Genomic DNA, 11,588 nt, shown 5'->3' on the forward strand with positions numbered 1-11,588 from the left:
GAATGATCACACAGCGTCCCAGTCCTTGTGCGGGAGGACCTGAAGTGAGTCAACTGTGGATCGATGTCGACGACGCCGCCCTCACCGCCGCGGGCGACCTGCTCGGCACCGAGACGCCCCAGGACACCATCAACACGGCCCTACGACTGACCTGCGCGGACCGCCGGCGCCGCCTCGCGGAGGAGGCCGCGGCCGGCCACCGGACGGCCGGCGACCCCCACGGCACGCGTGAGCCGCGGGGACCGGCGGCGCCCCGGGCGTGACGGCGGCGGCGCGGCGCCCCTCCCGGCACCCCCGCGGGAGGGGCCCGCGCTCCCGCCGCGGCCGTAGACTGGCCCATCGTGGCAGGCAGGATTCGCGATGAGGACGTCAAGGCGGTGCGCGACGCCGTGCCCATCGACGTCGTCGTCTCCGACTACCTCCAACTGCGCAACGCCGGCGGCGGCAACCTCAAGGGCCTGTGCCCCTTCCACGAGGAGAAGACCCCCTCCTTCCAGGTCAGCCCCTCCAAGAACCTCTACTACTGCTTCGGCTGCCAGGAGGGCGGGGACACCCTCGACTTCGTGATGAAGGTCGACCACCTGACCTTCTCCGAGGCCGTCGAGCGCCTCGCCGCCCAGGCCGGCATCCAGCTGCGCTACGAGGAGGGCGGCTACACCCCCGGCCGGCAGCAGAGCGAACGCACCCGCTTGGTCGAGGCCCACAAGGTCGCCGCGCAGTTCTTCGCCGAGCAGCTCGCCACCCCCGAGGCCGAGGTCGGCCGCCGCTTCCTCGCCGAGCGCGGCTTCGACCGGGCCGCCGCCGAGCACTTCGGCGTCGGCTACGCGCCGGCCGGCTGGGAGAACCTGGTCCGCCACCTGCGGGCGCGCGGCTTCAGCGACAAGGAGATGCTCGTCGGCGGCCTGGCCAGCGAGGGCCGCCGCGGCCCGATGGACCGCTTCCGGGGGCGCCTGATCTGGCCGATCCGCGACGTGGCCGGGGACGTCGTCGGCTTCGGTGCCCGGCGGCTGAGCGAGGACGACAAGGGCCCGAAGTACCTGAACACCCCCGAGACGCCGCTGTACAAGAAGTCCCACGTGCTGTACGGCATCGACCTGGCCAAGAAGGACATCGCCAAGACCTCCCGGGCCGTGGTCGTCGAGGGCTACACCGACGTCATGGCCTGCCACCTCGCCGGCGTCACCACCGCCATCGCCACCTGCGGCACCTCCTTCGGGGAGGACCACATCCGGATCCTGCGCCGCCTGCTGATGGACACCGGCGAGTTCCGCGGCGAGGTGGTCTTCACCTTCGACGGTGACGCCGCCGGCCAGAAGGCCGCGCTGCGCGCCTTCGAGAACGACCAGAAGTTCGTCACCCGCACCCACGTCGCCGTCGAGCCCGGCGGCATGGACCCCTGCGACCTGCGCCTGGCCCGGGGTGACGCGGCCGTGCGCGACCTCGTCGACAGCCGGGTGCCGCTCTTCGAGTTCGCCATCCGCTCCCGCATCCAGGGCTACGACCTGGACACCGAGGAGGGACGGGTGGCCGCCCTGGACGCCGCCGCCCCGATCGTGGCCCGGATCAAGGACCACGCCCTGCGGCACAGCTACGCTGTGCGGCTCGGCGGCCTGCTGGGCTTCCTCGACGAACGGTTCGTCGTCGACCGGGTGCGCTACCTGGAGCGGCTGCGCCGGGAACGCGAGGCCGCCGGCGGCGCGCAGCCCCAGCGCAACGGCCAGCCCCAGCGGAACGGGCAGCCCCAGCGGAACGGCCAGCCGCGCCCCGGAGCGACGGAGGCGGCACGGGGCGGCCGGCCGACCGCGCCGCTCCTCGACCCGCGCGACCCGCGCCAGCTCATCGAGCGCGAGGCCCTCAAGCTCGCCCTGCAACAGCCGGCCCTGGTCGCGCCGGCGTTCGACAACTACCGCGAGGACGAGTTCACCGCCGCCCCCTACGCGATGGTCCGCCGCGCCGTCAGCGAGGCCGGCGGCGTGGGCGCGGGGGCCCTGGCCGGCGGCGACTGGGTCGGCTGGGTGCGCGAGTGCGCGCCCGACGACCGGCTCCGGGCCCTGGTCACCCAACTGGCCGTGGAGGGCCTGCGCACCCGCAAGGAGGCCGACGGGCTGCGCGAGTACGCCGCCAAGGTCCTGGTCGACCTGCGGCTCCAGGCCGTGGACCGGGAGATCGCCCGGATGCAGTCGCAACTGCGCCGGATGGGGCGCGGCACCGACCCGGAGCACGCCCTGGCGGTGCAGGCGGAGCACATGGCGCTCACCCGCTACCGGGAGGCGCTCAAGGCCGACGGCGCCGCCGCGCTCTAGCGGGCCCGTGCCGGCACCACCCCGGTGACGCGTGGCTGGGCCCCGCTCGCGTCGCGGCGGACCGGGTGGTTCACGGCCGGGTGAAGTTCCGCTCGAAGCGGTACCGCCGCGTCCGGCAGGCGTTCCGGGACAGGCCGGGGAAGTCGCGGAGCCGCTCCCACTCCGGGTCGGTGAGGCCGCCGCGCGCCCCGGCCGCCTCGATGTGCGCCCGCTCGCTGGTCCACTCCGCGTAGTCGATCACCCGGGTGCCGTCGGTGCTGAGATGGAGGTGGGCGGAGAGCCGGTCCGGGTTCGGGGTCTGGCGGGCCAGCGTCTCGCAGACCGCGTCGGCCCAGTCCCGTTGGCGCCGCTCGTCCGGACCGTCGAACCGGACGTCGACGACGACCACGCAGCCGGGGACGGCCGGCCGGTCGGCCAGGCGGAGGCTGCGGTAGCGCCGGTAGGCGGCGATCTCGACCCGGTGGATGCCGGGCACGGCGGCGTCGATCTCGTCGTTGCGCGGCTGGCGCCCGGAGCGCACGAACCGGTGGTAGGCGTCCTCTCCGGTCCATTGGGAGTAGTGCAGCATGGTGTCCCCGTCCGTGCCGGCGAAGACGCTGTAGGAGAGCAGGTCGGGCGTCGGCCAGGGCTCGCGTTCCCAGACGGTGGTGATGGCGTCCACGGCGGCCCGCTGGCGTTCGGGCGTGCCCACCGACCAGGTGCTGATCATGGTGGTCCCCGCGTCGGAGCGGGTGATGTCGGGGAGGGAGTGCTGTCGCGTCGTCACTGCGGGGCTCCAGTCGGTGGTCGGATCGTCCTTCCGGGAGCACTCTGCTTCCTCAATATTGGTTGAGGTCAAGCCCATCCCGGCCGCCACGACGGGCCCGGCCGAGGAGCCGGTGACGCCCCGGATCAGGCATGATCTCGTTCATGGCGATAGTCGCGGGGATCGATTGCTCCACCACCCACACCACGGTCGTCGTCTGTGACGCGGAAACCGGACAGATACTGCGCAGCGGCCGTGCCGCGCACGCGCGCCCCGGCGGGCAGACGCCCCCCGCCCCGGACCTCCCGATGACCGAGACCGACCCGGACGCCTGGCTGATGGCGCTCGGCGAGGCGGCGCGCTCCGGGATGCTGGAGGGCGTCCAGGCCATCGGCGTGAGCGCCCAGCAGCACGGCATGGTGGCGATGGACCCGGCCGGCGTGGTGCTGCGCCCGGCGCTGCTGTGGAACGACCAGCGCTCCGCCGCCGCGGCGCTGGACCTGGTGGAGGAGCTCGGCGGGCCCGGCGCGTGGGCCGAGGCGGTCGGCGCCGTGCCCCAGGCGGCCTACACGGTGTCCAAGCTGCGGTGGCTGCGTGACCGCGAGCCCCACGTGGCCCAGCGGGTGGCGGAGGTGCTGCTGCCGCACGACTGGATCACCTGGCAGCTGCTGGGGCGGCCGGCGCGCCGCACCACCGACCGCGGGGACGCCTCCGGCACGGGCTACTGGTCCCCGGTGACCGGCACGTTCCGCCCCGACCTGGCGGCGGCGGCCCTCGGCCACCACATCGCCCTGCCGGACGTGCTCGCTCCCGCCGAGCCGGCCGGGTACACCCCGGAGGGCCTGCTGATCTCGGCCGGCACGGGGGAGACCATGGCGGTCGCGCTGGGACTGGGGGTGCGCCCCGGGGACGCGGTGATCTCCCTGGAGGCCTCCGGCACGGTGTACGCGCCGCACCCGGAGCCGCTGCTGGACGCCAGCGGCACGGTGGCCTCCTTCGCCGACGCCACCGGCCGCCACCTGCCGCTGGTCAGCACCCTGAACGCGGCGGGCGTGCTGCACGGCGCGGCCCGGATGCTGGGCGTCGACCTGGCCGAGCTGTCCCGGCTGGCGCTGCGCTCCACACCGGGTGCCTTCGGCCTGGTGCTGCTGCCGTACCTGGAGGGGGAGCGGGTGCCGGACCTGCCGGACGCCTCCGGCACGCTGACCGGTCTGCGCGGGGAGTCCATGGCGCCGGAGCACCTGGCGCGCGCGGCCGTGGAGGGCCTGGCGTGCGGCATGGCGGAGGCGCTGGACGTGCTGCGGCTGAGCGGGGTGCGGGTGGACCGGGTGTTCCTGCTGGGGGAGGCGGCGCAGCTGCCGGCGGTGCGGCAGATCATGCCGCTGGTGCTGGGCGTTCCCGTGGTGGTGCCGACGCCGGGCCCGCACGCGGCGGTGGGCGCGGCGCGGCAGGCGGCGTGGTCGCTGGCGGCGGCGGTGAGCGGCGCGGTGGAGCCGCCGCCCTGGTCGGTGGCGGGCTCGGTGGTGGCCCACGAGGAGAGCGACCACGCGGTGGGCCTGGCGGTGCGGGAGCAGTTCGTCGGCGCCCGGCGCCGGCTGCATCCGGAGATGGCCGCCGCGGTGGACCGGCGGGGGCGGCACCGGCGCTTCTGAGCCACGTCGCCGTCCGCGAGCGGACCCTCGCGCGACCCCCGGCCCCTCACCGGGCCACGCCCCGGCCGTCCGCCCGGGGCGTGGCCCGGTGGCGTTTTCCCGGGCGCTCGCCGGACCGCCGCCGTGGGTGGTTCGTACGGTCCTGGACGGTTCTTTGTTCCGTGGCGGGATGAAGCTGCGTCGAGTTCTGTCCGAAGTCTTCCGATCATGGTCCCAAGGCCGTAGCTTCCCGGCACGTGGGTGTGACCGACGTCATGGTCATGTCCGCTCGCGTTGGTGCACCCGGGAGGGGAACGCTCGATGGCGGAGTTGGACGTGGTGCGGTCCGGTGGTCCGGGGATCCGTCCGGAGAGCGCCCAGCAGGCGCGCCTGCTGCGGCTGCTGCGGGACCTCGGGCCGAGTTCCCGGGCGGAGCTCGGGGAGGCCGCCGGGCTGTCCCGCTCCCGGCTGGCCGTGGAGGTGGACCGGCTGCTGCAGTCCGGTGCGGTGGTGCAGGACGGTCTGGCCGCCTCGCGCGGCGGCCGGCGGTCGCACCGGTTGCGGCTGTCCCCGCGGATCGGCTTCCTGGGCGTCGACATCGGCGCCACCTCCCTGGACGTCGCGGTGGCCGGCGCGGAGCTGGAGCTGCTGGCCCACGTGTCGACGCCGGTGGACGTGCGGGACGGCCCCACCGAGGTGCTCTCCCGGGCGGTGGAGATGGCCGGTCGCGCCCTGCGCGAGTCGGGCATCGACCGGCCGCTCGGGGCGGGCATCGGCCTGCCGGGCCCGGTCCGCTTCCCCGACGGCCGCCCGGTGGCGCCGCCGATCATGCCGGGCTGGGACGACTTCCCGGTGCGCGACCACATGGCGGCGGCGCTGGGCTGCCCGGTGCTGGTGGACAACGACGTCAACATCATGGCGCTCGGCGAGCTGCACGCCGGGATCGCCCGCTCGGTGCGGGACTTCCTGTTCGTCAAGATCGGCACTGGCATCGGCTGCGGCATCGTGCTGGGCTCCCGGGTGCACCGGGGGGTGAACGGCTCGGCGGGCGACATCGGGCACATCCAGGTGGACCGCGGCGGGCCGCCGTGCAGCTGCGGCAACACCGGCTGCCTGGAGGCCTACTTCGGCGGCCCGGCGCTGGTGCGGGACGCCATGGAGGCGGTGGCCACGCAGGGGTCGCCCGGCCTGGAGGAGCGGATCGCCCGCCGCCGCAAGGAGCGGGAGCGGGCCGGGCTGCCGTTGGCCGTCGGCGCCGGGGGCGGGAGCGCGGCGGAGGCTCCGGGCGGCGTGGAGCTGACGCCGGAGGACGTCGCGGCGGCCGCCACGGCCGGGGACCGGGTGGCGCTGTCGCTGATCCGTCAGGGCGGCCGGCGGGTCGGTCAGGTGGTGGCCGGTCAGGTCAGCTTCCTCAACCCGGGGATGATCGTGCTGGGGGGCGGGCTGGTGCATCTCGGCCCGGTCCTGCTGGCCACGATCCGCACCGAGGTCTACCGGCGCTCGCTGCCGCTGGCCACCGGACAGCTGCCGGTGGTGGTGAGCGAGCTGGGCGGCACGGCCGGGGTGATCGGAGCCGCCCGGCTGATCAGCGACCACGTGTTGGAGGTGCCCGCCCCCGGCGGCGGATGAGCCGCCCCCGCGAGGCCCGCCCCCGCCGGGCCCCCGCCGGGCCGCGGCCGGGCACCGCACGGCGGCGGGAACCGGCCGTGACATGTCCATGCCTTTTTGATGCCCTTTCTTCCGCACACGCCTGCCCACCGGGAGGTTCGCGAGGATGCCGACAGAGACCGTGGGACGCGCGGCGCCGCCCCCACCACCCGACCCCGCGCCGCCGCTGCTCCGGATGAGCGGCATCGTCAAGCAGTTCCCCGGCGTGCGCGCCCTGGACGGCGTCGAGCTGTCCGTCGCCGAGGGCGAGGTGCACTGCCTGCTCGGCCAGAACGGCGCGGGCAAGTCCACCCTGATCAAGGTGCTGGCCGGCGCCCACCAGCCCGACGCCGGAACCATCACCTGGGCCGGCGAGCCGATCAGCCTGCCCACCCCGATCGCCGCCATGCGCCGCGGCATCGCCACCATCTACCAGGAACTCGACCTGGTGCCCGGGCTCTCCGTGGCCGAGAACGTCTTCCTCGGACACGAGCGGGCCACCGCCGGCTGGGTGCGGCGCGGCGGCACCCGCCAGGCCACCGCCCGGCTCCTGGCCCGGCTCGGACACCCGGAGATCGACCCGGACCGCGAGGTCGGCACCCTCTCCGCCGCCGGCCAGCAGATCGTCTCCATGGCCCGCGCCCTCTCCCACGACGTCCGGCTGATCATCATGGACGAGCCCTCGGCCGTCCTCGACCACGACGAGGTGGAGAACCTCTTCGCGATCATCGGACAGCTCGTCGCGGACGGCGTCGCCGTGGTCTACATCTCGCACCGGCTGGAGGAGATCCGCCGCATCGGCGACCGGGTGACCGTGCTCAAGGACGGCCGCACCGTCGCCTCCGGCCTGCCGGCCCGCACCACCCCCACCAGCGAGGTGGTCAGCCTGATGACCGGCCGCGCCATCGCGGACCAGGTCTTCCCGCCCCGCCGTCCCGCCGGCTGGACGCCGCCCGGCCCGGAACTGCTCCGGGTCACCGGCCTGGCCCGGCGCGGCGAGTTCTCCGACGTCTCCTTCGCGGTGCGCGCCGGCGAGATCCTCGGCCTCGCCGGGCTGGTCGGCTCCGGCCGCTCGGAGATCCTGGAGACCGTCTACGGCGCCCGCCGCCCGAGCACCGGCCGGGTGGAGCTGGACGGCCGCCCGCTACCCGCGGGGAGCGTCCCGGCCGCCGTCCGCGCCGGCATCGGCCTCGCCCCGGAGGAACGCAAGGCCCAGGCCCTGCTGATGCACGACTCGATCGCCGGCAACATCACCATCGCCGCGCTGGCCGACTTCGCCCGCCTCGGCTGGATCGACCGGCGCCGGGAACGCGCCGCCGCCACGACGCGCATCCGCGACCTGGACCTGCGCCCCGCGGATCCGGACCGGTCCGTGGCCACGCTGTCCGGCGGCAACCAGCAGAAGGCCGTGCTGGCCCGCTGGCTGGTCAAGCGGTGCCGGGTGCTGCTGCTGGACGAGCCCACCCGCGGCGTGGACGTGGGCGCCCGCGCCGAGATCTACGCCCTGGTGCGGCAGCTCGCCGACGCCGGGCTGGCCGTCGTGCTGGTCTCCAGCGAGGTGCCGGAGGTGCTCGGACTGGCCGACCGGGTCCTGGTGCTGCGCGAGGGCCGGGTGGTCCACGAGGCACCCGCCGACCGGCTGGACGAACACCGGGTGCTGGACCTGGTCATGTCCGGCGATCCGGCGGCCCCACCCGCCGCCACCACCGGCGGCACGGCCACCACCGACACCACCACGGAAGGGAGATCGGCATGAGCACCTCGGCGGGCGGCCCGTCGCTGGACAAACCCCGGCGCGGCCCCGAGTCCACCCCGACGCCCGCGTCCGGCGCCGCGGGCACCGCGGCCGCGAGGAGCACGGGCGGCGCGAGCACGACCACGCCGCCGACCGGGGACGGCCGGCGGAGCGGGGCGTGGGCCAGGCTCACCGGCGGCGGTGGGGTGCGCAACCTCGGCCTGGTGGGCGTGCTGCTGCTGCTCGTCCTGGTCGGCGCCATCACCTCCCCGGACCAGTTCCTCAGTACCTCCAACCTGGTCGTGATCCTCACCCAGGCGTCGGTGATCGGCGTGGTCACCGTCGGGATGACCTTCGTCATCATCGGCGGCGGCATCGACCTGTCGGTGGGCGCCATCGTGGCGCTCGCCACCGTCTGGGCCACCACGCTGGCCACCCAGAGCTACGGACTCGGCGGCATCCTCTTCTGCGCGATCGCCGTCGGCCTCGGCTGCGGCCTGCTCAACGGCGTGCTCGTCGCCTACGGGCGGATGGTGCCGTTCATCGCCACGCTCGCCATGATGGCCTCCGCGCGCGGCCTGTCCCTGCAGATCTCCGGCGGACTCACCCAGGTGGTCCAGGTCGACAGCGTGCTCAGCCTCGGCTACCGGGAGAGCCGGATCCTCGGCATCCCGCCGCTGGTGATCATCTGGGTGGCGGTGATCGTCCTGGGCTGGCTGGTGCTCAACCGCACCACCTACGGCCGCCGGCTGTTCGCCCTGGGCGGCAACCCCGAGGCCGCCCGGCTCGCCGGCATCGACGTCCGCCGGCAGCGGCTGACGCTCTACCTGGTCTCCGGGCTGTGCTGCGGCATCGCCTCGTTCATGCTCATCGTGCTCACCGGCTCCGGCCAGAACACCAACGGCAACCTCTACGAGCTGGACGCCATCGCCGCGGTGATCATCGGCGGCACCCTGCTCACCGGCGGCCGGGGGACCCTGATCGGCTCCGTGCTCGGGGTGCTGGTCTTCACCACCATCTCCAACCTGTTCGCCCTGAACAACCTGCAGAGCGCCGTCCAGGACATCGCCAGCGGGGCGATCATCGTCATCGCCGTCCTGATCCAGCGCCAGTCCGGCGGCCAGAGCCGCGCCGGATGAGCCGCCCCGCGGCGCCCCAACCCCTCCCGCCCGGTGCGCCACCGCGGCCCTCGTGCCGCCCGTGCCGCCCGTGATCCCCGTGCCGCCCGTGATCCCCGTGCCGCCCGTGAACCGCGTGACGCCCAGTCCGCCGCGAACACCGTGACAACCGTGAAAGGACCGACGATGTCCCTCTCCGACCGTCCGACGCCCGACCTCCCGAGCCTCGACGCCACCCCGTCCAGACCCGCGCGCGCCGCCGGCCGCCGCGGTTTCCTGCTCGGCTCCGCCGCCATCGGCGCCGGGGCGCTGCTCGCCGGCTGCACCAGCAACGAGGTGGGGACCGACGACGCCGCCGCCCCCGCGCCCGCCGCCGAGGGATCCACCTCCGCGACCGGCGCCCCGGTGACCATCGGCTTCGCCGGGCCGCAGGCCGACCACGGCTGGCTCAACGCGATCAACGAGCAGGCCCGGGCCGAGGCCGAACGGTACCCGGACGTCACCCTGGAGGTCGTCGAGGGCACCAACGACGCCGCCGCGCAGTCCGGCCAGATCGAGACCCTGATCAACCGGGGCGTGGACGTCATCGTCATCCTGCCGGCCGACGGCAAGGCGATGACCCAGTCGGGGCTCGCCGCCATGCAGGCCGGCATCCCGGTGGTCAACCTGGACCGGATCTTCGACACGCCGCGCGCCTACCGGCTGTGGATCGGCGGTGACAACTACGGCATGGGGGTCAGCGCCGGCCACTTCATCGGGGAGCGGCTGCGGGACCGGCCGGAGGCCAGGGTGGTCGAGCTGGCCGGCATCGACAACCTGGAGCTGACCCAGCAGCGCAGCCAGGGGTTCGCCGACGCCCTCGCCGAGTACCCCAACATCGAGCTGGTGGCCCGGCAGGCGGCCGAGTTCACCGTGCAGTCCGGCCAGGAGAAGATGGCCCAGCTGCTCCAGGCCGTCCCGCAGATCGACGCGGTGTGGAACCACGACGACGACCAGGGCGTGGGGGCCGAGCAGGCCATCCGGCAGGCGGGGCGGGACGAGTTCATCATGGTCGGCGGCGCCGGCTCCCGGCACGTGATGGACCAGATCAAGGCGGACAACACCGTCATCAAGGCGACGGTGCTCTACCCGGTGACGATGGCCGCCTCGGCGATCGCCTGCGCCCGGCTGATCGCGCAGAGCAGGGCGCTCGGCGACCTGCGGGAGACCGAGGTGCCCACCTCCATCACGCTGCACTCCGCGGTGGTGACCAAGGAGAACGTCGACCGCTACCTGCCCATCGCGTTCACCTGAGCCGGCCGGCGCCTGAGCCCGCCGCCCGCCCGGCGTGCCGCGGGCGCGCGCACGCGGGTGGGGCCGCCACGGTCGTCACCGTGGCGGCCCCACCCGCGGGTCGAGGGCAGGCCCCGACCGCCCCGCCGGCATCCCGGCGGGGTCAGGCGCTGCCCCGCACGTCCTGCGCGGAGTCCGGCCAGCCGGTCGCGCCGGCGCCGTCCCAGTCGCCCGAGCCCCAGTCGCGCTCGCGGGCGGTCCGTCCGCGCAGGTTGCCGAGGGTGTCCTCGAGCCGTGCGCCGACGCCCGCCGGCAGCCGGTCTCCCCAGCGCTCGTTCACCGTTCCGGCGACCCGGCCGGCCGCCTGCACGCCGGCGTCCACGGCGGTGCGCCCGGCCCGCTGGACGGCGGGCCGCTCGCGCAGCGAGCGGAGCGTCCGGGCGATCTGGTCGTAGCGTTCCCGGCCTGCCCGGGCACCGAGGACGTAGCCGGCGGCCAGGCCGCCGAGGAAGGCGAGTCGATACCGCATGGCACCACCTTTCCGTGCCGCGTGTGGCCGCGGCGAGGACCTGCCGGGCGCCTACCCCTGACTCCTGGCGGGCAATCGCCGGTGCCGGCGGCGGGGCGGCGTGGCCGGCCGTCGGGCACCGGGGGACGGCGATTGGCCAAGCACCCCCCTGGTTGCGCTAATGTATGTCTCGCGCCGAGCGCCGAACCCCGAGGGGAACGACGCTCACCGCACCTTCCCGTGTAGCTCAATTGGCAGAGCAGCCGGCTGTTAACCGGCAGGTTACTGGTTCGAGTCCAGTCGCGGGAGCTCCACCGAGATCCCCGGAGGCGGCGACTTCCGGGGATTTTTCGCGTTTCCGGGCGGCGGTGCGGGGCAGGGCAATTCAGGACAAGGCGTCCGGATTCGCACGCGTGTGCGGCGGTCCCCGCCCCGAATGCCGTGGGCGCCACGGCATGACGTATCCTCTCGGCACATACGGGTTCTCCCGCGAGGCGCCAGCGCCCCTCGGGGTCCCGGGTGTTTCCGGGGCGGTAGCTCAGCCGGTTAGAGCAGGGGACTCATAATCCCTGGGTCGTGGGTTCGAGTCCCACCCGCCCCACCCGCGTGGTCTCCCGCGCGTCGCCGGT

Annotated in this window: 9 protein-coding genes and 2 tRNA genes; 9 read left to right on the plus strand and 2 right to left on the minus strand. The window is 74.7% G+C overall.

Annotated elements, in window-relative coordinates; translation table 11 throughout:
• The first annotated feature begins 44 nt into the window (after nt 1-44).
• Nucleotides 45-263, plus strand: a complete 219-nt coding sequence (locus FHU37_RS18385) for a DUF2191 domain-containing protein (RefSeq protein ID WP_179815241.1) — start codon at nt 45-47, stop codon at nt 261-263.
• A gap of 78 nt (nt 264-341) precedes the next feature.
• Nucleotides 342-2,303, plus strand: a complete 1,962-nt coding sequence (gene dnaG, locus FHU37_RS18390) for a DNA primase (protein ID WP_179815242.1) — start codon at nt 342-344, stop codon at nt 2,301-2,303.
• Between the two features lie 70 nt (nt 2,304-2,373).
• Here the strand turns inward: dnaG and FHU37_RS18395 are convergent, their stop codons facing one another.
• The gene (locus FHU37_RS18395) at nt 2,374-3,069 is read right to left on the minus strand and encodes a DUF870 domain-containing protein (RefSeq protein ID WP_179815243.1); all 696 of its coding nucleotides are present in this window, start codon (nt 3,067-3,069) and stop codon (nt 2,374-2,376) included.
• A gap of 143 nt (nt 3,070-3,212) precedes the next feature.
• On the opposite strand from FHU37_RS18395, the gene FHU37_RS18400 reads away from it, so the two are divergent.
• The 5 genes from FHU37_RS18400 to FHU37_RS18420 all read left to right on the plus strand — a co-directional run bounded on the left by FHU37_RS18400 (nt 3,213) and on the right by FHU37_RS18420 (nt 10,472).
• Nucleotides 3,213-4,700 carry an FGGY family carbohydrate kinase gene (locus FHU37_RS18400; RefSeq protein ID WP_179815244.1) on the plus strand — a complete coding sequence of 496 codons (1,488 nt, stop codon included), beginning with the start codon at nt 3,213-3,215 and terminating at the stop codon, nt 4,698-4,700.
• Between the two features lie 300 nt (nt 4,701-5,000).
• Nucleotides 5,001-6,308, plus strand: a complete 1,308-nt coding sequence (locus FHU37_RS18405) for an ROK family protein (RefSeq protein ID WP_179815245.1) — start codon at nt 5,001-5,003, stop codon at nt 6,306-6,308.
• Between the two features lie 145 nt (nt 6,309-6,453).
• Complete coding sequence (locus FHU37_RS18410; RefSeq protein WP_246449981.1) at nt 6,454-8,082, plus strand: sugar ABC transporter ATP-binding protein; 1,629 nt, start codon at nt 6,454-6,456, stop codon at nt 8,080-8,082.
• The gene (locus FHU37_RS18415) at nt 8,079-9,200 is read left to right on the plus strand and encodes an ABC transporter permease (protein ID WP_179815246.1); all 1,122 of its coding nucleotides are present in this window, start codon (nt 8,079-8,081) and stop codon (nt 9,198-9,200) included. Before FHU37_RS18410 ends, FHU37_RS18415 begins: the two co-directional genes overlap by 4 nt.
• Before the next feature lie 165 nt (nt 9,201-9,365).
• Complete coding sequence (locus FHU37_RS18420; RefSeq protein WP_179815247.1) at nt 9,366-10,472, plus strand: substrate-binding domain-containing protein; 1,107 nt, start codon at nt 9,366-9,368, stop codon at nt 10,470-10,472.
• Between the two features lie 142 nt (nt 10,473-10,614).
• Here the strand turns inward: FHU37_RS18420 and FHU37_RS18425 are convergent, their stop codons facing one another.
• Entirely contained in the window at nt 10,615-10,980 is a 366-nt protein-coding gene (locus FHU37_RS18425) for a hypothetical protein (RefSeq protein ID WP_179815248.1), read from the minus strand.
• Between the two features lie 215 nt (nt 10,981-11,195).
• Between FHU37_RS18425 and FHU37_RS18430 the strand changes: the two genes are divergently transcribed.
• Both FHU37_RS18430 and FHU37_RS18435 read left to right on the plus strand, forming a co-directional pair.
• Nucleotides 11,196-11,268, plus strand: a tRNA-Asn gene (locus FHU37_RS18430).
• Nucleotides 11,269-11,486: 218 nt separating this feature from the next.
• Nucleotides 11,487-11,560 (plus strand) — tRNA-Ile (locus FHU37_RS18435).
• Nucleotides 11,561-11,588: the final 28 nt, after the last annotated feature.

The sequence above is a fragment of the Allostreptomyces psammosilenae genome, assembly GCF_013407765.1.
GTDB classification, from domain to species: domain Bacteria; phylum Actinomycetota; class Actinomycetes; order Streptomycetales; family Streptomycetaceae; genus Allostreptomyces; species Allostreptomyces psammosilenae.

What these genes read in the sequence shown, in the direction of transcription:
- FHU37_RS18400 (WP_179815244.1), top strand. Translation starts at nt 3,213, where the DNA reads ATGGCGATAGTCGCGGGGATCGATTGCTCCACCACCCACACCACGGTC.
- FHU37_RS18405 (WP_179815245.1), top strand. Translation starts at nt 5,001, where the DNA reads ATGGCGGAGTTGGACGTGGTGCGGTCCGGTGGTCCGGGGATCCGTCCG.
- FHU37_RS18410 (WP_246449981.1), top strand. Translation starts at nt 6,454, where the DNA reads ATGCCGACAGAGACCGTGGGACGCGCGGCGCCGCCCCCACCACCCGAC.
- FHU37_RS18415 (WP_179815246.1), top strand. Translation starts at nt 8,079, where the DNA reads ATGAGCACCTCGGCGGGCGGCCCGTCGCTGGACAAACCCCGGCGCGGC.
- FHU37_RS18420 (WP_179815247.1), top strand. Translation starts at nt 9,366, where the DNA reads ATGTCCCTCTCCGACCGTCCGACGCCCGACCTCCCGAGCCTCGACGCC.
- FHU37_RS18425 (WP_179815248.1), bottom strand. Translation starts at nt 10,980, where the DNA reads ATGCGGTATCGACTCGCCTTCCTCGGCGGCCTGGCCGCCGGCTACGTC.